This window comes from Paracoccaceae bacterium, from assembly GCA_019454225.1.
GTDB lineage: Bacteria > Pseudomonadota > Alphaproteobacteria > Rhodobacterales > Rhodobacteraceae.
This window is the reverse complement of sequence record CP075370.1, coordinates 3428844-3450994: the sequence shown is the minus strand read 5'-3', so window position 1 is coordinate 3450994 and position 22151 is coordinate 3428844. Positions and strand designations below refer to the sequence as shown.

The 22151-nt window shown below is 70.3% G+C and carries 24 protein-coding genes and 1 riboswitch; of the genes, 22 read left to right on the top strand and 2 right to left on the bottom strand.

The genetic code is table 11. The annotated features are described in order from the left end of the window. Window positions 1–44: 44 nt before the first annotated feature. The 16 genes from dacB (at window position 45) to rpmE (ending at window position 11369) form a co-directional block, all read left to right on the top strand. Window positions 45–1529: a D-alanyl-D-alanine carboxypeptidase/D-alanyl-D-alanine-endopeptidase gene (gene dacB, locus KF887_16485; GenBank protein ID QYK43621.1), complete on the top strand. Its 1485-nt coding sequence runs from the start codon at window positions 45–47 to the stop codon at window positions 1527–1529. Window positions 1530–1740: 211 nt separating this feature from the next. Then, window positions 1741–3234, top strand: coding sequence for a signal recognition particle protein (ffh, locus tag KF887_16480; GenBank protein QYK40970.1), 1494 nt, complete (start codon window positions 1741–1743; stop codon window positions 3232–3234). Continuing rightward, window positions 3231–3776, top strand: coding sequence for a GNAT family N-acetyltransferase (locus KF887_16475; GenBank protein ID QYK40969.1), 546 nt, complete (start codon window positions 3231–3233; stop codon window positions 3774–3776). Before ffh ends, KF887_16475 begins: the two co-directional genes overlap by 4 nt. Further along, window positions 3773–4270 carry a GNAT family N-acetyltransferase gene (locus tag KF887_16470; GenBank protein ID QYK40968.1) on the top strand — a complete coding sequence of 166 codons (498 nt, stop codon included), beginning with the start codon at window positions 3773–3775 and terminating at the stop codon, window positions 4268–4270. Before KF887_16475 ends, KF887_16470 begins: the two co-directional genes overlap by 4 nt. Further along, the gene (locus KF887_16465) at window positions 4267–4764 is read left to right on the top strand and encodes a GNAT family N-acetyltransferase (GenBank protein ID QYK40967.1); all 498 of its coding nucleotides are present in this window, start codon (window positions 4267–4269) and stop codon (window positions 4762–4764) included. Before KF887_16470 ends, KF887_16465 begins: the two co-directional genes overlap by 4 nt. After that, window positions 4761–5267: a GNAT family N-acetyltransferase gene (locus tag KF887_16460; protein ID QYK40966.1), complete on the top strand. Its 507-nt coding sequence runs from the start codon at window positions 4761–4763 to the stop codon at window positions 5265–5267. Before KF887_16465 ends, KF887_16460 begins: the two co-directional genes overlap by 4 nt. Continuing rightward, window positions 5264–5800, top strand: a complete 537-nt coding sequence (locus KF887_16455) for a GNAT family N-acetyltransferase (protein ID QYK40965.1) — start codon at window positions 5264–5266, stop codon at window positions 5798–5800. Before KF887_16460 ends, KF887_16455 begins: the two co-directional genes overlap by 4 nt. Continuing rightward, window positions 5797–6363: a GNAT family N-acetyltransferase gene (locus KF887_16450; protein QYK40964.1), complete on the top strand. Its 567-nt coding sequence runs from the start codon at window positions 5797–5799 to the stop codon at window positions 6361–6363. Before KF887_16455 ends, KF887_16450 begins: the two co-directional genes overlap by 4 nt. Beyond that, window positions 6360–6671 (top strand): chorismate mutase, encoded by a 312-nt coding sequence (locus KF887_16445; GenBank protein QYK40963.1) that lies wholly within the window; start codon window positions 6360–6362, stop codon window positions 6669–6671. Before KF887_16450 ends, KF887_16445 begins: the two co-directional genes overlap by 4 nt. Window positions 6672–6711: 40 nt before the next feature. Then, window positions 6712–7065: a 30S ribosomal protein S16 gene (gene rpsP, locus KF887_16440; GenBank protein ID QYK40962.1), complete on the top strand. Its 354-nt coding sequence runs from the start codon at window positions 6712–6714 to the stop codon at window positions 7063–7065. A 52-nt stretch (window positions 7066–7117) separates the two neighbouring features. Then, complete coding sequence (rimM, locus tag KF887_16435; protein ID QYK40961.1) at window positions 7118–7624, top strand: 16S rRNA processing protein RimM; 507 nt, start codon at window positions 7118–7120, stop codon at window positions 7622–7624. Between the two features lie 76 nt (window positions 7625–7700). Next, on the top strand, window positions 7701–8630 hold the full coding sequence (locus KF887_16430) for a hypothetical protein (protein ID QYK40960.1): 930 nt from the start codon (window positions 7701–7703) through the stop codon (window positions 8628–8630). 42 nt (window positions 8631–8672) lie between these two features. Further along, on the top strand, window positions 8673–9491 hold the full coding sequence (trmD, locus tag KF887_16425; GenBank protein ID QYK40959.1) for a tRNA (guanosine(37)-N1)-methyltransferase TrmD: 819 nt from the start codon (window positions 8673–8675) through the stop codon (window positions 9489–9491). Continuing rightward, complete coding sequence (locus KF887_16420; GenBank protein QYK40958.1) at window positions 9484–10497, top strand: phosphotransferase; 1014 nt, start codon at window positions 9484–9486, stop codon at window positions 10495–10497. The genes trmD and KF887_16420 overlap by 8 nt, the downstream gene beginning before the upstream one ends. A gap of 270 nt (window positions 10498–10767) precedes the next feature. Next, complete coding sequence (gene rplS / locus KF887_16415; GenBank protein ID QYK40957.1) at window positions 10768–11142, top strand: 50S ribosomal protein L19; 375 nt, start codon at window positions 10768–10770, stop codon at window positions 11140–11142. A 5-nt stretch (window positions 11143–11147) separates the two neighbouring features. Then, window positions 11148–11369, top strand: coding sequence for a 50S ribosomal protein L31 (rpmE, locus tag KF887_16410; GenBank protein ID QYK40956.1), 222 nt, complete (start codon window positions 11148–11150; stop codon window positions 11367–11369). A gap of 173 nt (window positions 11370–11542) precedes the next feature. Here rpmE and metZ read toward each other — a convergent pair whose 3' ends face one another. Then, entirely contained in the window at window positions 11543–12724 is a 1182-nt protein-coding gene (gene metZ / locus KF887_16405; protein QYK40955.1) for an O-succinylhomoserine sulfhydrylase, read from the bottom strand. Between the two features lie 45 nt (window positions 12725–12769). Then, a riboswitch (SAM riboswitch) is annotated at window positions 12770–12847 on the bottom strand. A 147-nt stretch (window positions 12848–12994) separates the two neighbouring features. Between metZ and KF887_16400 the strand changes: the two genes are divergently transcribed. The 3 genes from KF887_16400 (at window position 12995) to KF887_16390 (ending at window position 16367) form a co-directional block, all read left to right on the top strand. Next, a complete protein-coding gene (locus tag KF887_16400; protein QYK40954.1) occupies window positions 12995–13873 on the top strand; it encodes an alpha/beta hydrolase in 879 nt (292 codons plus the stop codon). A gap of 24 nt (window positions 13874–13897) precedes the next feature. Beyond that, the gene (locus KF887_16395; GenBank protein QYK40953.1) at window positions 13898–14599 is read left to right on the top strand and encodes a glutathione S-transferase N-terminal domain-containing protein; all 702 of its coding nucleotides are present in this window, start codon (window positions 13898–13900) and stop codon (window positions 14597–14599) included. 319 nt (window positions 14600–14918) lie between these two features. Beyond that, window positions 14919–16367 (top strand): TrkH family potassium uptake protein, encoded by a 1449-nt coding sequence (locus KF887_16390; GenBank protein QYK40952.1) that lies wholly within the window; start codon window positions 14919–14921, stop codon window positions 16365–16367. A gap of 6 nt (window positions 16368–16373) precedes the next feature. On the opposite strand, the gene KF887_16385 is transcribed toward KF887_16390, so the two are convergent. Further along, window positions 16374–18176 (bottom strand): peptidoglycan-binding protein, encoded by a 1803-nt coding sequence (locus KF887_16385; GenBank protein ID QYK43620.1) that lies wholly within the window; start codon window positions 18174–18176, stop codon window positions 16374–16376. Window positions 18177–18374: 198 nt separating this feature from the next. Here KF887_16385 and KF887_16380 point away from each other — a divergent pair, with 198 nt between their 5' ends. The 3 genes from KF887_16380 to glyS are packed head-to-tail and all read left to right on the top strand — an operon-like array spanning window position 18375 to window position 22054. Next, on the top strand, window positions 18375–19301 hold the full coding sequence (locus KF887_16380) for a glycine--tRNA ligase subunit alpha (protein QYK40951.1): 927 nt from the start codon (window positions 18375–18377) through the stop codon (window positions 19299–19301). Between the two features lies 1 nt (window position 19302). Beyond that, window positions 19303–19833, top strand: a complete 531-nt coding sequence (locus KF887_16375; protein QYK40950.1) for a histidine kinase — start codon at window positions 19303–19305, stop codon at window positions 19831–19833. Between the two features lie 4 nt (window positions 19834–19837). Beyond that, window positions 19838–22054 (top strand): glycine--tRNA ligase subunit beta, encoded by a 2217-nt coding sequence (glyS, locus tag KF887_16370; GenBank protein ID QYK40949.1) that lies wholly within the window; start codon window positions 19838–19840, stop codon window positions 22052–22054. Window positions 22055–22151 lie beyond the last annotated feature (97 nt).

Sequence of the window (22151 nt, the reverse complement as noted above, 5' to 3'; positions counted from 1 at the left end):
CTGATCCCGGGCGCAACCCCTATCCTGTGTCCATGTCATTGCCCTTGCAGCATTCCCGCCGCTGGCTGATCGCGGCCCTCCTGTCTGCCGCCGCGGCCCCGGTGCTGGCCGAGGCGCCGGCGCGATCGATCCGCCCGCCGCCCCGCCCCGGCACGCCCCGCCCTGCCGCCGAGCCTGCCCGTGCGGCCACGCCGGGCCCCGACCTCGGCCGGCTGGTCGAGGCGGCAAAACTTGGCGGGGCGACCGGCCTCGTGGTGATCGACGCGGCCAGCGGCCGCGTGATCGAGGGACTGAACGCCGACCGCGAGCTTCCGCCCGCCTCGGTCGCCAAGGCGATGACCTCGCTCTACGCCATCGACCGTCTGGGAACCGCACACCGCTGGACAACCCGCGTGATCGCCACCGGGCCGGTGGCCGGGGGGGCGGTGCAGGGAGATCTGGTGCTGGCGGGCATGGGCGATCCCACGCTGTCCACCGATCATCTGGGCGACATGGCCGCGGCACTGGCCGCGCGCGGCATCAGGGGCGTCACCGGCCGATTCCTGATCCACGCGGGCGCCCTGCCGCGCGTCGACCGGATCGACGACGGCCAGCCTGCGCATGTCGGCTACAACCCCACGCTCTCGGGCATGATCCTGAACTACAACCGCGTGCATTTCGAATGGAAGCGGAACGGCCAGGGCTGGGCGCTGACCATGGACGCGCGGGGCGAGCGCTTCGTCCCGCAGGTCGGCATGGCCACCATGCGTGCGGTGAACCGCGAGGCGCCGCTGTTCACCTATGCCAAGGGGCAGGGCACCGACGACTGGACCGTGGCAGCGGCGGCGCTCGGAAAGGGCGGGGCGCGCTGGCTGCCGGTGCGCCACCCCGAACTTTATGCGGGCGATGTGTTCCGCACGCTCTGCGCCGCGCGCGGGCTGCGCCTGCCCGCGCCGCGCGTCACCGCATCCCTTCCCGGCGGAACCGTTCTGGCCCAGGTGCAAAGCGACAGTCTCGTTCCGATCCTGCGTGACATGCTGCGCTATTCCACCAACATCACGGCCGAGGCGGTCGGCCTGACGGCATCGCGCGCGGGCAGCCTGCGGGCGTCGGGTTCGGCGATGACCGACTGGGCGCGCAGCCGCTACGCCACGGGTGGGCGGTTCGTCGATCATTCGGGTCTTGGCGGCGCCGCGCGGATATCGGCCATCGACATGGCGCGCGCCCTGGCGCGCGGGGCCGCCAGCGGCCTGCCGTCGATCCTGCGCGAACACGGCATGCGCGATGCGAAGGGCAACACCATCAAGGGGCATCCGGTGCGGGTTCTTGCCAAGACCGGCACGCTGAACTTCGTGTCCGGGCTTGCGGGCTATATCCAGCCGCCGAACGGCCGCAGCCTGGTGTTCGCGATCTTCTCGGCCGATGTCGCCCGGCGGGATGGCCTGCCGCAATCGCAGCGCGAACAGCCGCCGGGCGGGCCGGAATGGACCCGCCGGGCACGCGGGCTCCAGGCGCAGCTGGTTTCCCGATGGGCGGCGCTGACCGCCTGACGCCCGGTAGTGCCCCGGTTTGAGGATGGGCGGGGTTGACTCGGCCCCGTCGCGGGTCTATCCGCCCCGCAGTTCCCCGAAGGCCCGTGCCTTCGGTCCCTTGGCCCATGCCGGGATCGCCGTCTGCCAGCGCGTTGCGCCCGCAGGCGCCGTAGCCCATTGGTCCGCCCGCCGCCCGGCCCCATATCGGGGTCCCTGACAGGAGAACGCGATGTTCGAATCCCTTTCCGAACGCCTGGGCGGCGTATTCGACCGGCTGACCCGGCAGGGCGCGCTGACCGAGGCCGATGTCGAAACCGCCCTGCGCGAGGTGCGTGTGGCGCTTCTCGAGGCCGATGTCAGCCTGCCTGTCGCGCGCGACTTCATCCGCGCGATCAAGGGCAAGGCGACCGGCCAGGCGGTCACCAAGTCGGTCACACCCGGCCAGCAGGTCGTGAAGATCGTGCATGACGAACTGGTGCGCGTGCTGGCCGGCGATGGCCCCGCCGATGCGCTGAAGATCGACAATCCCCCGGCCTGCATGCTGATGGTGGGCCTTCAGGGGTCGGGCAAGACCACGACGACCGCTAAGCTTGCAAAGCGCCTGCACGACAAGAACGGCAAGCGCGTGCTGATGGCCAGCCTCGATACCAACCGCCCTGCGGCGATGGAGCAGTTGCAGATCCTCGGCGGCCAGATCGGCGTGGACACGCTGCCCATCGTCAAGGGTGAATCCGCTGTCCAGATCGCGCGCCGCGCCAAGACGCAGGCCGCAATGGGTGGCTATGACGTGCTGATGCTCGACACCGCCGGGCGCCTGCACATCGACGAGGTCCTGATGGACGAGGTGCAGGCGGTGCGCGACATCGCCCAGCCGCGCGAGACGCTTCTGGTCGTCGACGGGCTGACCGGGCAGGACGCCGTGCGCGTGGCCACGGAATTCGACGGCAAGGTCGGCATCACCGGCGTGGTGCTGACCCGGATGGATGGCGACGGACGCGGCGGCGCGGCGCTGTCGATGCGCGCGGTCACCGGAAAACCCATCCGCTTCGTCGGCCTCGGCGAGAAGATGGACGCGATCGAGACCTTCGAGGCCGATCGCGTGGCGGGACGGATCCTCGGCATGGGCGACATCGTCGCGCTTGTGGAAAAGGCGCGCGAGACCTTCGAGGCCGAACAGGCCGAGCGCATGATGAAGCGGTTCCAGAAGGGGCTGTTCAACATGAACGACCTCAAGGCGCAGCTGGAACAGATGATCAAGATGGGCGGCATGCAGGGCCTGATGGGCATGCTGCCCGGCATGGGCAAGCTGCAGGCCCAGGCCGCCGAGGCGGGCATCGACGACCGCATGCTGCGCCGCCAGATCGCGCTGATCCAGTCGATGACCAAGAAGGAACGCGCCAATCCCGACCTGCTGCAGGCCAGCCGCAAGAAGCGCATCGCCGCCGGTGCGGGGCAGGACGTGGCCGATGTGAACCGCCTGCTGAAGCAGCACCGCCAGATGGCCGACATGATGAAGAAGATGGGCAAGGGCGGCGGCATGAAGCAGATGATGAAGCAGATGATGGGCAAGTCGGGCCTGCCCGACCCGTCCAAGATGTCGCCCGCCGAACTGGAAGAGGCCGCGCGCGGCATCAAGCAGGGCATGGGCGCAGGACCGCAGATCGGCATGCCGCGCGGGCTGACCCTGCCGGCCGGCCTCTCGGGGCTGATGCGCAAGAAATGACCGCCGCCGCCGTCCCCTCGCTGACCGGCACGCCCGTTCTGGAAACGGACCGGCTGGTGCTGCGTGCGCCGGGGCTCGCGGATTTCGACGCCTATGCCGGGTTCTTCGCCTCCGCGCGGTCGGAAACCGTGGGCGGGCCGACGCCGCGGGCGCTGGCATGGCGCTATTTCGGCCACCATGTCGGCCACTGGGCGCTGCGCGGCTTCGGCTCGTTCTTCATGGCGCCGAAGGACGGGGGGTCGGCGGTCGGCCTGATCCTGGCCTGGCAACCCGAAGGCTATCCCGAACGCGAGATCGGCTGGGCGATCTTCACGGAGGCGGCCGAGGGACGCGGTCTTGCGGAAGAGGGCGCGCGCGCCGTGCTGGCGCATGTCTTCGGTGCCGGGGGTTGGACGACCGCGGTCAGCTACATCGACCCCGCCAACACCCGCTCGGCGCGGCTGGCGGAACGGCTGGGCGCGCGCCGCGATACGGCCGCGCCCACCCCTGACGACGACAGCGGCGCAGACGTCTGGCGCCACCTGCCGCGGGGCGCGGCATGATGGCGCCCACCCTGACCACCGCGCGCCTCGTGCTGCGCCCCATGCGGCCGGGGGACTTCCCGGCCTATGCGGCGTTCATGGCCACGGCCCGCGCCGGCTTCATGGGCGGTCCCTTCGACACCCGCGCGGCCTGGGGCATCTTCTGCCACGACGCGGCCGGATGGGCGCTGTTCGGCCACGGCGCGCTGATGATCGAGGCGGGGGGCGAGACGGTGGGGCAGGTCGGCATCAGCCACGGGCCCCTGTTCCCCGAGCCCGAGATCGGCTGGCTGCTCTACGACGGGCACGAGGGGCGCGGCTACGCGACCGAGGCGGCGGCGGCGCTGCGCGACTGGGCGTTCGCGCAGGGCCTGCCCACGCTGGTCAGCTACATGGATCCGCAGAACCGCGCCTCGGCGGCGGTCGCCGAACGGCTGGGCGCGCGGCTGGACCCGGCGGCGACGCCGCAGGATGCCGGCGACCTCGTCTATCGCCACGGGGGGGCATCCGCATGATTCCCCATCTGTCCACAGGCGAGCTGACCCTGCGCGCCCCGTTGCTTGCCGATTTCGAACATCGCGCGGCCTTCTACGCCTCCGACCGTTCGATCTTCGAGGGTGGCCCGCTGACCCGCGCGCAGGCCTGGCGCATCTGGGCGTCCGAGGTCGGCCAGTGGCCGCTGATGGGCTATGGTCCGTTCAGCGTCGATCACCTGGGCGCCTATGCGGGCGAGGTGGGCATCTACCACGCCGCCGAATACCCCGAGCCGGAACTGGGGTGGTTCGTGACCCCCGAGGCCGAGGGGCGGGGTCTTGCGGCGCAGGCCGCCCGCGCCGTCATGGTCTGGGCGCGCGGCACCTTTGGCTGGGATCACCTCGTCAACATCATCGACCCCCGGAACACCCGCTCCATCGCCCTGGGCCTGCGCCTCGGCGGCCGGATCTGCGATCGGCCGGGCATCGACCCCGGCGACGTGGTGATCGAGCACGACCTGCGGGGGCTGGCATGACCGCCCCGACCCTGATCACCCCCCGCCTGACCCTGCGCGCACCCCGCCCCGATGACCTGCCCGTGGTCGCGGCCTTCTACGCGACCGCGCGCGCGCGGTACATCGGCGGGCCGGTGCCCGAGACCGAGGCGGCGGGCTATCTGCACACCTCCCTCACCAACTGGGCCACGCGCGGCTATGGCTGGTGGACGGTCGAGGACCGCGCCAGCGGCGCGATCGCGGGCCGCTGCGGCATCGGCCACCCCGACGGGACCGCGACGCTGGAGCTTGGCTGGCAGGTCTATGACGGGTTCGAGGGGCAGGGGCTGGCCTTCGAGGCTGCCACCGCCGCCCGCGCCCATGCGCAGGGCGTCTGGGGGATGCGCGAACTCGTGTCGATGATCCACCCGGACAACCTGCGTTCCCGGCGTCTGGCGACCCGTCTGGGCGCCCGGTTTGACCGGATGGGAACCGTCGAGGGCGAAGTCTGCGAAGTCTGGCTGCACCCCGAGGCCGCCGCATGATCACGCTGTCCAGAACCCCGGTGCTGAACACCCCGCGCCTGACCCTTCGCGCCCCCGTGGCGGCCGACTGGCCGCATTTCCGCGATTTCGCGCTGTCCGAGCGGTCGCATTTCGTGCGCGCGCCCGACATCGACGAAACGCTGGCCTGGCGCGGCTTTGCCCATGTCATCGGCATGTGGGTGCTGCGCGGCTATGGCAGCTTCATCTTCTGCCGCCATGGCGAAGACCGCGCCCTTGGCATGACTGGCCCCTGGCATCCGGTGAACTGGCCGGAACCCGAGATCGGCTGGACCGTCTGGGATGCCGCCGCCGAGGGGCAGGGCCTGGCCTTCGAGGCCGCAGAAGCCGGGCGCACCCACGTCTTCCGCGATCTGGGCTGGCCCACGGTGGTCAGCTACATCGACCCCGCCAACACGCGGTCGATCCGGCTGGCGGAACGGTTGGGCGCCCGGCCCGACCCCGCCGCGCCGCATCCCAGGCCCGACGAGCCCTGCCTTGTCTACCGCCACCCGGCACCGCAGGGCATCGCATGACCGCTCCGCACGAAATCGCCTTTGCCGGCCCGGCCGCAGACCTTGCGGCCACCCTCGCCGCCGGGGTGCCGGTGATCGACACGCCGCGCCTGCGCCTGCGCGCGCCGGGGCTGCACGACCTGCCGGCCTGGCTGTCGATCTTCACGACCGAACGTGCCGCGCATATCTGCGGGCCATTCTCGCGCGATGACGCCTTCACCGAATTTGCCGCGACCGTCGGCCTGTGGCTGCTGCGCGGCCACGGTCCCTGGGCGGTCGAGCGGCGCGACGGCGGCGGGACCATCGGCTTTGTCCTCGTCGGGTTCGAAGCGGGCGACCGCGAACCCGAACTCGGCTTCCTCTTCACCGCAGAGGGCGAGGGGCATGGCTTCGCGCAGGAGGCCGCGCTGGCGGCCCGCGACTGGGCCCTGCGCGACATGCGCCTGCCCCGGCTTGTCAGCTACATCGCGCCCGGAAATGTCCGGTCGCGTGCCCTCGCCCGCCGCCTCGGCGCCCGTCCCGATGGCATGGTGGACGGTGCCGAGGTCTGGCGCCACGCCCCCGGAACGGAGACTGCCGCATGAACGACACCGCCGCACAGAACACCGCGGGCCTGGCCGCCGCCCTGCTGAAAGGCCATCGCGAATCGATCGACCGGCTGGACGCCATCCTGGTCTTCACGCTGGCAGAGCGGTTCAAGCACACGCAGGCCGTCGGGCGGCTCAAGGCCGCGCATGATCTGCCCCCGTCCGACCCCGCGCGCGAGGCCCAGCAGATCGCGCGTCTGGAACAGCTTTCCGCCGAAGCCGACCTCGACCCGGAATTCGCCAGGAAATTCCTGACCTTCATCATTGGTGAAGTGATCAGGCATCACGAGAAACTGCAACGCTGACGGGCATTTGCCCACCCAAAGCCATCAAAGGAGAATACCCATGGCCATGAAAATCCGTCTTGCACGCGGCGGCTCGAAGAAGCGCCCGCACTATTCCATCGTCGCCACCGACAGCCGCATGCCGCGCGATGGCCGCTTCATCGAGAAACTGGGCACCTACGATCCGATGCTCGCCAAGGACAACGAGAACCGCGTGAAGATGGATCTCGATCGCGTGAAGCACTGGCTGTCGCAGGGCGCCCAGCCCACCGACCGCATCGCCCGCATGCTGGAAGCGGCCGGCGTGGTGGAAAAGAAGACCCGCAGCAACCCCAAGTCCGCCGTGCCGGGCAAGGCGATGGCGGAACGCGCCGCGAAAAAGGCGGCCCGCGCCGCCGAACCCGCGGCCGAGTGACCGGGTTCCGTGCGGGCGCCCTCGCGGGCGCCCGCCGCCGCAAGGGATGACCATGGCGAACCCTGACCGCATCTGCGTCGGCGCCATTGCGGGCGCCTTCGGCGTCGCCGGTGAGGTGCGCCTGAAATCCTTCTGTGCCGAGCCCGAGGCGATCGCGGGCTATGGCGCGCTGTTCGTCGAGGACGGCACGCGATCCTACACGGTCCGGCTGACCCGGCCGGTCGCCGGGGGGCTGGGCGCGCGCCTGTCGGGCGTGCGCACCAGGGAAGAGGCCGACGCGCTGCGCGGCGTCACGCTCTGGGTGGATCGGTCGCGCCTGCCGCGCCTGCCCGATGACGAATTCTATCATGCCGACCTGATCGGTCTTGCCGTGCAGGACACCGGCGGTGCGGCGCTTGGCCGGGTCACGGCGGTCCACAACCATGGCGCGGGCGACATGCTGGAAATCGCCGCCCCGGGCGGCCGGTCGATCCTGCTGCCCTTCACCCGCGCGGCGGTGCCGACGGTCGATCTGGCAGCGGGTCGCATCGTCGCCGATCCGCCCGAAGAATCGGAATGAACGCCGCCGTATTTTCGCCGCCAACCGGGGCTAGGATGCACCGTCGCTCGCGGCAGCCGACTGGGGACAGACCAACATGAACCGCCTGCTTCTTCTGAAGATCCTGACGTTCATGCTCTATGCGGGGCCGCTGCTGGCGGGGCTCGCAGGGCAGGGCTGGGGGGTTCTTCCCGCCTTCGCGGCGGTGTTCCTGCTGTGGCAGGCGGTGATGCGCCCGGCCGACTGGCCGCGCGACCCCGCCCGCTGGGCGGAACCGGCACAGCTCGGCGCGGCCGCCGTCCGCATTGCCATCCTCGTCGCGCTTGTCGCGCTGATGTTCGGCATCGGGCGCGGCATCGGCGGCGTTGCCGGGCACCTGCCCGGCATGCCCGCGTTGCTGCCGCTGGCGCTGTCCTTCCTCGCCGTGCCACTGGCGCGGCTCACCTGGGATCCGGCGAAGGCGGCCGAGATGGATGCCCTGCTCGATCAGGCCATCGCCCGGATCCGCACTGCCACCCCGCCCGATGACGAGGATGCCGCAATGGCGATCGAACCCCTGCTGCTGCTGCCCGACGACACACCCGACGAAACCGCCCGCGCGGGCGCTGCCGACATCCTGTCGCGCGGCGACGCCCCGCGCCGCTGGCGCGCGCTGTCCGCCGCCCTGCGCGACGCGCCCGGCGCGCATCGCGCCACCCGCCGCGGGTTCATCCTCTGGGCCACCGACCCCGATACCGCCCGCGCCTGGGACGGCCTGACGATGCTGACCGACGCGTTCCAGGCCGCCGGCCACGATGCCGAGCTGCTGCGCCTCTACGCCGAACGCGCCCTGCCGCTGGCCGACAACATGCCTGGCGCCTGGGGCGATTTTCCCGCGCCCGAACTGCGCGTGGCCGCCGCCGAAGCCTGCGGCGATCCCGAGGTTGCCGCCCTGATCATCGAACTGTCCGACCGCATCGACGCCCACGCCCCCGAGGACTCCCGCGAGTTCACCCGGATGGGACGCCGCAGCGTCGGCAGTGCCTGAAGGGGACTTCCCGCGCCGGGCCGCCCGGGCTAATGACCGGGCATGTCCGAACCCGACGATCCGCCCGCCCCCCGCCGGTCCCACGGCCGCCTGACGATCCGCCCCTCGGTCACACCGCGCGACCTCATGGGGCCGCCCCAGGTGCATGGCGCATGGGAGGCGCGCGTCATCACCCTGTTTCCCGATGCGTTCCCCGGCACGCTCGGCCTCAGCCTGACCGGCAAGGCGATGGATGCCGGGCTCTGGCGGCTGACCCCGATCGACCTGCGCCCCTTCGGCGAGGGCCGGCACCGCAACGTTGACGATTCCCCCGCGGGCGGCGGCGCCGGCATGGTGCTGCGCGCCGATGTGGTCGACCGTGCCCTGGCCGAGGCGGCGCGCGGCACGCCCGCCGAACGCGCGCTGTGGCCGGTTGTCTACCTGTCACCGCGCGGCCGCCCCTTCACCCAGGACACCGCCCGCCGCTGGGCGGCAGGGCAGGGGATCACCCTGCTCTGCGGCCGGTTCGAGGGGGTGGACCAGCGTGTCCTCGATCATCACGGGGTGGAAGAGGTCAGCCTCGGCGATTTCGTCCTGACGGGGGGCGAGATCGCGGCACAGGCGATGCTCGACGCCACGATCCGGCTGATCCCGGGTGTTCTCGGCAACGCCGCCTCGACCGAAGAGGAAAGCTTTTCCCACGGCCTTCTGGAACACCCGCAGTTCACCCGCCCTGCGGTCTGGCAGGGCCTGCCGATCCCCGAGGTCCTGCTGTCCGGCCATCACGCCGACATCGCCCGCTGGCGGCGCGACCAGGCCGAGGCGCTGACCCGCGAACGCCGCCCCGACCTCTGGGCGGCGCGGGGCCGCGATGGTGGCTGACGGGCTGCCCTGCGGCCCGGCCGATCTGACGCCCGGCTGGCTCTCCGCCGCGCTCGCCCGCCCGGTCACTGCGGTGCGGACCGAACCCCTGAGCCACGACCGGGCATTTTCGGGCGGCTTGCTCCTGCGCCTGCATCTCTCGGGGCCGGGCGCCCCGGAAACCCTTGTGGCCAAGCTTGCCCCCGCCCGCCCCGACCTGCGCAGGCACCTCGCCGCCGCCAACGCGCGCGAGGTCGCGTTCTACGCCCGCCTTGCCGCCGATACGCCCGGCGTGGCCGGGGCGCTCTTCGCGGCCGTCGACGGGGCGGGGGGCAGCGTGCTGATCCTGCCCGACCTTTCCGACCATGCGGCCCTGCCGCTGGTCGCGGGTTGCCCCGTCGTCCGGGCCGATGCCGCGGTGCGCGCCCTTGCCCGCATCCATGCCCGCTGGTGGAATGCCCCCGCGCCCGCCGCGCTGCCACCGGCGGACCTGGCGCGGGACTTCGGCTTTGCCGCCCTCTGGCCGGGCTTCCGCACCGCGAACCCCAGCCTGCCGCCGCCGCTCGTGGCGCTTGGCGACCGGCTGGCGGCGGGCGCCACCCCGTCGCCCGCGCCCGCCACCCTCGTCCACCGCGACGCGCATCTGGAAAACGTGCTCTTCACGCGCGACGGGGCGGCGCTCTGGCTCGACTGGCAGATGGCCGGCTGGGGCGCGGGCGCCACCGACCTCGCCTATTTCCTGGCCGCCTCGCTGCCGCCCGATGCGCGGCGGCAGTCCGAGGATGCGCTCGTCGCGGCCTGGCACGCCGAACTGGCGGCCGCCGGCGTCACAGGCTATGGCCTTGCACAGGCGCTGCGCGACTATCGCGGCGGCCTTGGCGGCAAGCTTGTGCTGACCGTGGTTGCCACCGCCACCTTCGACAACGCCGGCCCCGCCCGCGCCGCCTATCGCAGGGCCGATCTCGACCGGCTCTGCGCCTTTGCCGCCGACCACCTCTCGGCCGACGGAACGCCGCGCCTGCGCTGACCTCCCGGCCCGCCGGATGCCCCTTGACCCGCCACCGCCCCGGCCCTATACGCCGCGCGTCCGGGGTCCGCAGGGGCCGCCGGGCCGCTTTCCTTTTGCCGTGCCGTCCCTGACCGGATGTCCCGGCCGGGCGGGCGGAACGACCAGAAACGCGCGCCTCACCTTCCCAGGGCCCCCATGCAACCGGCATGGCCCGCGCCCCCCGCCACGGGAAGCTCTAAGGCCGCACCACCTCTGCGGAATGAACCGCAGGCAGTGAAAGGACCAGGCATGAACCTGATCGCTCAGATCGAGGCGGAACAGATCGCCGCCCTCGGCAAGACCATCCCGGATTTCAAGGCCGGCGACACGATCCGCGTCGGCTACAAGGTGACCGAAGGCACGCGCAGCCGCGTGCAGAACTACGAAGGCGTCTGCATCGCACGCGCGGGCGGGGCCACCATCTCGGCCAGCTTCACGGTGCGCAAGATCTCCTTCGGCGAGGGTGTGGAACGGGTGTTCCCGCTCTACTCGACCAACATCGACTCGATCGAGGTCGTGCGCCGCGGCCGGGTGCGCCGGGCCAAGCTCTATTACCTGCGGTCGCGCCGCGGCAAGTCCGCCCGCATCGCCGAGAACAGCAACTACAAGGAAAAGGCGGAGTAAGCGCGATGAAAAAGGGCATCCATCCCGACTATCACTTCATCGACGTCAAGATGACCGACGGCACCGTGTTCCGCACCCGCACGACCTGGGGCAAGGCGGGCGACCAGATGGCGCTCGACATCGACCCGCTGTCGCATCCCGCCTGGACTGGCCAGACCGCCAAGCTGATGGACACCGGCGGCCGCGTGTCGAAGTTCAAGAACAAGTACGCGGGCCTCGGCTTCTGATACGGGCCGCATCGCCGCAGCCTTCGACGCCGCCCCCCGGGGCGGCGTTTTGCATTCCGCCGGGGCTTTCCCCGGCGGGCGTGCGGCCTCACGGTTCGTTAATCCGCCGCGCGCCCTGTCGGGACGGATGCCATACGCAAGACCGACGCCCGCGGGACGGATGCCATACGCCGTCAGGCGGTCTCCAGCGCCGCCGTCAGGTCGGCGATCAGGTCGCCCGCATCCTCCAGCCCCACCGACAGGCGGATCAGCCCGGGCGTGATGCCCAGCGCGTCCTTCTGGTCCTGCGGCAACCGCTGGTGCGTCGTCGTGGCGGGATGCGTGGCGATCGACTTCGCATCGCCCAGGTTGTTGGAAATCTTGATGATTTCCAGCGCATTCATGAACCGGAACGCGGCTTCCTTGCCCCCGGCGATGTCGAAGGACAGCATGGTCCCGCCCGATCCCATCTGCGCCATGGCCAGGCCGTGCTGCGGGTGCGACGGCAGCCCCGGATAGATCAGCCGCGTTATTTTCCCGTGCGATTCCAGCGCCTTCGCAATGACAGCCGCGCTCTCGGCCATGGCCCGGCAGCGCAGGTCCAGCGTGGCCATCCCGTTCAGCATGATCCAGGCGGTGAACGGGCTCATCGAGCCGCCGGTATGCTTCATGTAGGGTTCCAGAACCTTCCGCACCCATTCCCTTGTGCCGCAGACCACGCCCCCCAGGGCACGGCCCTGACCGTCGATATGCTTGGTGGCGGAATAGACCACCACATCCGCCCCCTGCTCGACGGCCCGGCTGAAGATCGGCGTGGCAAACACGTTGTCGGCCACCACCAGCGCACCTGCGGCATGGGCGATCTCGGAAACCGAAGCAATGTCAACAAGTTGCAGGGTCGGGTTCGACATGGTCTCGAAAAACACGGCCTTCGTCCCCGGCGTCACCGCCGCGCGCCACTGGTCAAGGTCCGACCCGTCGACAAACGTCACCCGCACCCCGTAGCGCGGCAGGATTTCCTCGAGAATATAAAGGCATGACCCGAACAGCGCGCGGGCCGACACGACATGGTCCCCCGCCCGCAGCATCGCCATCAGCGCCCCGTTGACCGCCGCCATGCCGCTGGCGGTGGCAAAGGCATCCTCGGTCCCCTCGATCGCCGCGATCCGTTCCTCGAACATCCGCACCGTGGGGTTGCCGTAGCGGGCATAGATGAACTCGTCCTCGCCCGCCTTGATGAAGCGCGCCTCGGCCTGTTCGGCGCTGTCATAGGCAAAGCCCTGCGTAAGGAAGATCGCCTCGGCCATCTCGCCATACTGGCTGCGGCGGCTGCCTTGGTGAACAAGGGCGGTGCGGGTTTTCCACGGGTCGGTCACGGCAGCCCTCCGGCCATCAAAAAGCCCCGGAAACCAAGAGGTTCCGGGGCGATGCCCGTCACCCTTTTAGCGGTTTGTTTAACGTGGCCCGCAATCCGGTCACAAAGCGCCACGCCCGCCGTCTAATCCCGCCCCGCGCCGCCGTCAATGGCCCCGGATGGCCCGATCGTTACCCATCCGTCACGCCCGCTTCACCGGGCCTTTGCGGCGGCACCTTACAAGAACCTGAAATCAATGGGGGAACCCCCCGGGCAGGAAAGGTGCCGTCCCATGACGGTTGTCGCGGTGAATGCCGGAACATGCGGCGACGGGCTGCCGCCCGGCATTGCGCCGCACCTGCGGGCCGGGGCGCCGGTCACGGTGATGATCCACGGGTTCCGCTACACGCCCGACGATCCGCGCCGCGATCCGAACGCGGACATCTTCGCGCTGTCACCCCGGGGTGGCCTGTCCTGGCCGCGCAGGCTGGGCTATGGCCGGGGCGCGCCGGGGGTGGCGGTGGGCTTCGGCTGGCGCGGGAGCGGCACGCTCTGGCAGGCGCATGAACGGGCGGAACAGGCGGGCGACGCGCTCGGGTCGCTGGTCCGCGGGCTGCGCGGCGCGGGTGCGGGCCGCGTCAACCTGATCGCGCACAGCCTGGGCGCGCGGGTGGCGCTCGCGGCGCTGCACGGGCTGGCGCCGGGCGATGTCGGGCGCATCGTGCTTCTGTCGGGCGCAGAGTTCCGTGAACGCGCGAAGGCCGCGCTGATGACCCCGGCCGGCCGCGCGACCGAGGTGCTGAACGTCACCAGCCGCGAGAATGATGCCTTCGATTTCCTGTTCGAGACGCTGATCGGGCGGCGGCATGGCCCGACGCTGGGCGCGGGGCTGCACCTGCCGCACTGCGCGACGCTGCAGATCGACGGTGCCGCACATCGCAAGGGACTGGCATCGCTGGGCTATCCTGTAGCGCCCGCAAGCCGGCTGGTCTGTCACTGGTCGGCCTACATGCGCCCGGGGCTGTTTCCGCTGTATCGTGCCTTCCTGCACCAGCCCGACCGCCTGCCTCTCGGGCTGCTGCGCGGGGCGCTGCCCTCCGACACCGCCCCCCGATGGTCGCGCATCCTGCCGCGCGCACCCTTGCCCCCGGGCCGGATTGCGGCACAGTAAGGGCAACCGCGAGAGGATTTGCCCATGCCCGCCCCCATCGACCTGCACTATTGGCCCACCCCGAATGGCTGGAAGATCACCATCGCCCTGGAGGAGATGGAATATCCCTACACCGTTCACTACGTGAACATCGGCAAGGGCGAGCAGTTCCGCCCCGAATTCCTGGCAATCGCCCCGAACAACCGGATGCCCGCCATCGTCGATCCCGAAGGGCCGGATGGCGCGCCGGTGTCGATCTTCGAATCCGGTGCGATCCTTCAATACTTCGCGCGCAAGTCCGGCCGATTCTACGGCGCGACCGAGCGCGACAGGATCGCCGTGGACCAATGGCTGATGTGGCAGATGGGCGGCGTCGGGCCGATGGCGGGGCAGGCGCATCACTTCCTGAAATACGCGCCCGCCATGGACCCGCCGAACGACCTGCCCTACGCCAAGGGCCGCTACCGGTCCGAGGTGGCGCGGCTTTACGGCGTGCTCGACCGGCAACTTGCCCGGGCGGAGTTCGTGGCGGGCGATTTCCTGTCGATCGCCGATTTCGCGATCTGGCCCTGGGCAAGCCTCTGGCAGGGGCAGGAACAGACGCTGGAGGACAAGCCGAACCTCGCGCGCTGGCTCGACGCGCTGGCGGCGCGCCCTGGTGTCATCGCGGGTCGCGCCGTAGGTGCCGAAAAGCGCAACGACATCGCGACGGATCGCAAGGCCCAGGAGGTTCTGTTCCGCCGGTAGCCCGGGGCGCGACGGGCTGCTGCCTGCACGCGCGCCGGATCGGCGGGGATGTGTCGGCGTGCCGGGACACTATCTCGCAAGTCATTGAAAATGAACAGCATTTCTGCCGATTCGACGGGTCCTTGATCATGCCGGCCATTTTGCGAACTGGCCCGGTGCGGTCGAGGGCGGCGTGCTTGCCCCGCCCACGATCACGTGGGCAGCAGGTGCCTTCGCCCCGTCCGGGTTCGCGCTGCGGCCGAGCGGACCCCCACTGGCCGAGGGCAGGGCACGGCACAGGGCTTGACACCCGGGGGGCCCGCGGCAAAGCCTGCCGCGCATGATCGACCTGCGCCCCGTCGGATACGTCATCGGCCTTCTGGTCGCCGTCATGGGCGCGATGATGGTCTTTCCCATGGCGCTCGACTACATGGCGGGCGATCCGAACTGGCTGGCCTTCCTCGAGGCGGCGGTCATCTCATGCGTCACCGGAGCGGTGCTTGCCCTGGCCTGTGCCAACGGGGCGGGGCGCGGGCTGACCCTGCAGCAGAGCTTCGTGCTGACCACCGGCGTCTGGGTGGCCCTGCCGGCCTTCGGCGCGCTGCCCTTCGTGTTCGGCGCCCCCGACGTGCCCTATATCGACGCCGCCTTCGAAAGCGTGTCGGGCATGACGACCACCGGCACCACCGCCTTTCCGCATCTCGACGGGCTGCCCCTGGGCACCAACCTGTGGCGCGGCATCCTGCAATGGCTGGGCGGGCTCGGGATCGTCATCGTCGCGATGATCTTCCTGCCGGTGATGAAGGTCGGCGGGATGCAGTTCTTCCGCTCGGAAGGCTTCGACACGCTGGGCAAGATCCTGCCCCGCGCGCTCGACATCTCGTCGGCGCTGATCCAGATCTACGTGGTGCTGACCCTGGCCTGCGCGCTTTCCTATTTCGCCTTCGGGATGAACGGCTTCGACGCGGTGATGCACGCCCTGACCTCGATCTCGACCGGCGGATTCTCGAACTACGACGCGTCATTCGCGGTGTTCAGCGGGCCGCTGGAATACATTTCTGCGGCGTTCCAGATCCTCGCGTCGCTGTCCTTCATCCGCTTCGTCCAGCTGATGCAGGGCGATCCCCGGCCGCTGTTCCGCGATGTGCAGGTGCGGGCCTACATCCGGTGGACGGCCTATGCCGTGGGTGTGATCGTCGCCTACCGCATGGCGGCGCTCGGGGCCTCGTTCCTGCCCGCGTTGCGGGAAACCACCTTCAACGTGGTTTCGGTCTTTTCCGGGACGGGCTATGCCAGCGCCGATGTCACCGCCTGGGGACCGTTCCCCTTTGTCGTCCTGATCGCCGTGGGCCTGATCGGGGGCTGCACGTCTTCGACCGGCTGCTCGGTCAAGGTGTTCCGCTATCTCATCCTGTTCGAGGCGGTGAAGGTGCAGATCGCGCGGCTGACCAATCCCTCGGCCGTGGTCGCGGTGCGCTATGACGGGAGGCGGGTGGACAAGGAGGTGATCGATTCGGTCATCCTGTTCTTCACGCTGTTCATCCTGACCTTCGGCGTGATCGCCGTTCTGCTGTCGCTGACCGGCCTGTCCACCCGCACCGCCGTCACCGCCGCCTGGACGGCGGTGGCCAACGTCGGACCTGTGTTCGGCGCGGGGGTGGGGCCGACCGGGTCGATCGAGGGCTTTCCGGCCGCCGCCAAGGTGCTGATGATCATCGGCATGATCCTGGGGCGGCTGGAACTGCTGTCGGTCTATGTGCTGTTCCTGCGGGGGTTCTGGCGGGCCTGACGGCCGTCACTTCCAGCAGGATACCAGCACGGTCATCCGTGTCGCGCGCTGCGTCAGGTCTTCGGGCGACAGCGCGCCGCCCGCGATGGCCGCCAGTGTGGCAACCCCGGCCTCGGCCAGCCGCGCCGCGATGCGCTCGGCCGAGAGGGCAAACGTGACACCTGGCGGAAGCTGCCGCGCCGCGTCGCCATCGCCCGGCAGCAGCATCCCCAGAACCGCACCCGACCCGTCCAGCACCGGCCCCCCGGCATCGCCGGGCAGCGCGGCGATCGCCAGGCGCCGCAGGTCGGCCTCGCCGTTCAGTCCGGTGGCCTGCGCCAGCGATCCGAAGGTCAGCGCCGGGGCAGGCAGCGCATCCTCATAGGAATACCCGGCCAGCGCGACCTCGCCCCCCGGGCGCGGCGACTGGGCCGACAGCGCGGCAACCGCCGGAGGCGCCAGCGGCGCGGCAGGCGTCAGCACCGCCAGCCCCAGTGCCGCATCGGCAAAGGCCACCCGTGCCTCGGTCGTGCGGTCAATGGTCAGCCGCGCGCAGCCCTGTAGTGCGTCGGTGGTTGTGGCCACGTCGCCGGTCGACGAGACATAGAAACCCGACCGCGACAGCGCCGGACGCCGAACCTCCATCCCCGCCAGCATCGCCGCCTGCGTGCCGCCGTCCAGCGGCACCAGATTGGGGTCGAGCGCCCGGCGTCCGGTGGCCTTGAAACTGGCCTTCATCAGCGGCAGCACCTGCGCCGCAAGGTCGGCGGCCTGCGGTTCCCAGATCAGCATCCAGCCCTTGATCAGGCCCTGCGAAAGCTCGGCATAGGTCTGCGACGCCACCCGTTCGTTTGCCGCCTCGATCGAAAAGCTGCGGTCCGACAGGGCGCGGGCGCCCTGCATCGGCACGACCTCCAGCGATTGCAGCAGGTCATAAAGCCCGCGCAGCGACCCCGCGTCGCCCGGCTGGCTGATCAGCACGACGCGCAGGCCGCTGTCGCCGCGTTCCGCATAGTTCACGAAGGGGGGCGCATAGCCATCGAAGGCGACGTGCCGCAGCGGCAGGGAAATCTCGATCCCGGCCTCGGGTTCCGCCACCGAGGACAGGCCAAGCGCCGATTCAAGCGCGGCCCGCTCGCCCAGAAGCGTCTCGCGCTGCCGGGTGGTCAGATAGCCGGTGGCCTCGACCCCCCGCGCAGTCTGCCAGGCGGTGATCGACCCGCGCGTTCCGGGCCCGAATGCGCCGTCGATCGCCGAGGTATAGAACCCGGCCCATTGCAGCGCCGACTGGATGGCCTGCCGTTCCTCGCGGTTCAGCCGCCCCTCGGCGGCGCGGGCCTCGGCCAGGGTCTCTTCCGGCGGCACCACCGGTGCCGCGACCTCGGGGGCGGGCGCGGCGCCGGGTTCGGGCAGGGGGGCCACGACGACCGGCCCGGTCGCCGGCGGTGGCGCGGCCGGCACCTCGACCGGGGCGGCTGGCGGCTGCCCGCCCACCGGCCAGAATGCCGCGCGATACACCTCGCCTCCGGCAAGGAAGCTGTCGCCCGGGATCAGGTTGTCGGCCCGCAGCGTCGCCAGCCGTTCGGCGGCACCCTCGCGGGTGTAGGGGCCCAGCGAAATGGCATACCACCCCGAGGCCATGCGGAACCCGGCGACATCCGGGAACACCTGCGCCCAGGCACGAGCCCGCGTCTCGGCGTCGGCAAGGCCGGGCTGCGCCTCGATCTGCACCCAGAACAGCGGGGCGGTCTGGGCGCGTGCGGTGACGGGCAGGAGCAGGGTCAACGAAAGGACGATGGCGATACAGGCAACCAGCCGCGACAGGCGCATGAACGGAAATTCCTTCGAAACGGTCATTCTGGCCGGAAACCACAGTTTGCCGATGATTTCCAGCGGTTCCGGCCCCGTTCCGGCGATTGTGACATCCCCCGTGGCGCGGATGCCCTCCCCCGGCGCTGCCCGGGCGCCGCATTGACCATCCCCCCCTGCCTGCCTATGGAAGGGGCGCCAATCCGACAGGGTGTTCCGATGCAGCAGTTCCCCGCCGCGCCCCGCAGCTTTCAGGAGATCATCCTGCGGCTACAGTCCTACTGGGGTGCGCAGGGCTGCGCCATCCTGCAACCCTATGACATGGAGGTGGGGGCCGGCACCTTTCATCCGGCGACCACGCTGCGCGCGCTCGGCGCGCGCCCGTGGGCCGCGGCCTATGTCCAGCCCTCGCGCCGCCCGACCGACGGGCGCTATGGCGAGAACCCGAACCGCCTGCAGCACTACTACCAGTATCAGGTCATCATCAAACCCTCGCCCGAGGATTTGCAGGAACTCTACATCGGATCGCTTCGGGCCATCGGCATCGACCCCGCCCTGCACGACATCCGGTTTGTCGAGGATGACTGGGAAAGCCCGACCCTCGGTGCCTGGGGCCTTGGCTGGGAGGTGTGGTGCGATGGCATGGAGGTGTCCCAGTTCACCTATTTCCAGCAGGTCGGCGGGCACGACTGTCGGCCCGTCTCGGGCGAACTGACCTATGGGCTGGAGCGTCTGGCCATGTATGTTCTCGGGGTGGCGCATGTCATGGACATGCCGTTCAACGACCCCCAGTCGCCCATTCCGCTGACCTATGGCGATATCTTCCGCCAGACCGAACAGGAATACAGCCGCCACAACTTCGATGCCGCCGATACGGCGCAGCTTCTGCGGCATTTCGAGGATGCCGAGTCGGAATGTGCCCGGCTTCTTGCCGCCCCGGCCGAGGACCCGCGCACCGGCCGTCGCATCGTGATGGCGCATCCTGCCTATGACCAGTGCATCAAGGCCAGCCACCTGTTCAACCTGCTGGACGCGCGGGGCGTGATCTCGGTCACCGAACGGCAGGCCTACATCGGCCGGGTCCGTGCCCTGGCCAAGGCCTGCGCCGATGCCTTCGTCACGACCGATGCGGGGGTTGCGGCCTGACATGGGCCGTTTCCTCGCCATCGTTCTCATCGCCTCGGCCGTCCTTGCGGGCGGCGGCATGTATTACCTGCAGGTCTACGGCTACTACCGCACGCTCGACCCGGCGTCGCCCGAGGCGATGCTGACCGTGGTCACCGATGCCGGACCCGTCCCCCTGGCGGTGGGCGCATTCGAGGGGATCGACAGCGACAGCTCGCCCATCCGCTTCCGCGCCTGCGCCCGGCTGGCGGGCGACCTGCCAGCCGACGCGCGCGCCCATCCCGCCGCCGTGCCGCTGACCGCGCCGGGCTGGTTCGCGTGCTTCGACGCCGCCGAGATCGGCGGTGCGCTCGAACGCGGCGAGGCGCGGGCGTTCTTTGCCGCCGAACACAGCCCCTGGGGCGTCGACCGGGTGCTGGCCGCCTTTCCCGACGGCCGCATCTTCGTCTGGCCCCAGATCAACCCCTGCGGCGCAGAACTGTTCGACGGCAAGCCCCTGCCCGAGGGCTGCCCGCCGCCGCCTGCCCGCCCCGAACCCAGCACCGGATACTGACGCCATGCCCGATCTCCTCCTTGAACTGTTCTCCGAGGAAATCCCCGCCCGGATGCAGGCCCGCGCGCGCGACGACCTGCGCCGCCTGGTGACCGAAGGGCTGGTGCAGGCCGGACTGACCTATGTTTCGGCCGGTGCCTTCTCGACCCCGCGCCGCCTGACGCTGGCGGTCGAGGGGCTGACCGCCGAAAGCCCCGCCCTGACCGAGGAACGCAAGGGCCCGCGGACCGACGCGCCCGAGGCCGCCATCGAGGGCTTCCTGCGGTCCACCGGCCTGACCCGCGACCAGCTTGTCATCCGTGACGACAGGAAGGCGCAGGTATTCTTTGCCGTCACCCGCAAGCCCGGCCGTCCGGCCGCCGCGATCGTGGCCGAGGTGGTGGAACAGGTCATCCGCACCTTCCCCTGGCCCAAGTCGATGCGGTGGGGGGCAGGGTCGCTTCGCTGGGTGCGGCCGCTCCGCGCGATCCTCTGCCTGCTGACGACCGAGGCGGGCGCCGAGACGGTGCCCCTGACGGTCGATCACCTGACCGCGGGCAACACGACCGAGGGCCACCGCTTCCTGTCGCCCGGCCGTTTCGCTGTCACGGGCTTCGATGACTACCGCGCCAGGCTCGCCCGCGCCCATGTCGTGCTGGATGCGGCCGAACGTGAGGCGGCGATCTGGCACGACGCCACCCAGATGGCCTTTGCACGGGGGCTGGAGGTCGTGCCCGATGCGTCGCTGCTGGCCGAGGTCGCGGGGCTGGTGGAATGGCCTGTCGTGCTGATGGGCCGGATCGCCGACGATTTCCTGCACCTGCCGCCCGAGGTGCTGCAAACCTCGATGCGCGAGCACCAGAAGTTCTTTTCGGTCCGCAACCCCGCGACGGGGCGGATCGAGGGCTTCGTGACGGTCGCCAACATGGAGACCGCCGACCATGGTGCGACCATCCTGGCGGGCAACCAGAAGGTGCTTGCGGCGCGGCTGTCGGACGCGCGGTTCTTCTGGGATGGCGACCTGCGCGTGGCCAGGGCTGGCATGGGCGACTGGGCCGAGGGGCTCAGGGCCGTGACCTTCCACAACAGGCTGGGCAGCCAGGCCGACCGCATCGCCCGCATCGCGGCCCTTTCGCGCGAGATTGCACCCGTGGTGGGGGCCGACCCCGAGATGGCCGACCGCGCCGCGCGGCTGGCCAAGCTGGACCTGCGGTCGGCCATGGTGGGCGAATTCCCCGAGCTTCAGGGCGTCATGGGCCGCTACTATGCGCTTGCCGCGGGCGAGGCGCCCGAGATTGCCGATGCCGCCCGCGACCACTATTCCCCGCTGGGCCCGTCCGATGCCGTGCCCACCGACCCGGTGACGGTGGCCGTGGCCCTTGCCGACAAGATCGACACGCTGACCGGGTTCTGGGCCATCGACGAGAAGCCGACGGGCAGCAAGGACCCCTTCGCGCTGCGCCGGGCGGCACTGGGGGTGATCCGGTTGGTTCTGGCCAACGCGCTGCGCCTGTCCATCGACCGCCTCGCGGATGTTCAGGTTCTGCGGCACCAGATCGGGCCGAACCCCGTCCAGGCTGCACGCCTTGAAGCGATCCTGTCTGTGGCGGTCGCGCAGGGCATGTTCGGCGACGCGACGCGCGACCTTGTCGCCGAGGTGCAGCCAGAGGCGGCTGACTGGTTGCCCCTGATCCGCGATCACAACCCCAGCATCAGCGACAGCCTGCGGGACTTTGTGCATGATCGCCTCAAGGTTTATCTCAAGGATCAGGGCATCCGCCACGACATCATCGACGCCTGCCTCGCCATGGAGGGGAACTGCGACCTCACCCTCCTCGTCCGCCGCGCTGACGCCCTGTCCGCCACCCTGAAGACCGACGACGGCGCGAACCTCCTTCAGGGCTTCAAGCGCGCCAACAACATCCTGACGCAGGCGGAAGCGAAGGATGGCGTCGAGTACTCCTACGGTCCCGATCCGAAGCTGGCCGAGACGCCCGAGGAAACCGCGCTCTTCGCCGCGCTCGATGCCGCCGAGGCGCAGATCGCCCCCGCCATGGCGGCCGAGGATTTCGCCGCCGCCATGTCCCACATGGCCGCCTTGCGCGCGCCCATCGACGCCTTCTTTACCGCCGTGCAGGTGAATGTGGCGAACCCGGTGATCCGCCGCAACCGCCTGAACCTGCTGCACCGCATCCGCGCCACCTGTGCCCAGGTTGCCGACCTGACCCGGATCGAGGGATAACCCCTTATTCTGTCTTGGAATATCCAACGGGCGCGCGGGGGTTGGCCATCGCCGCGTGCGACCGTTGCGCTTGCGTGACGGCCCGACAGGTGTATGC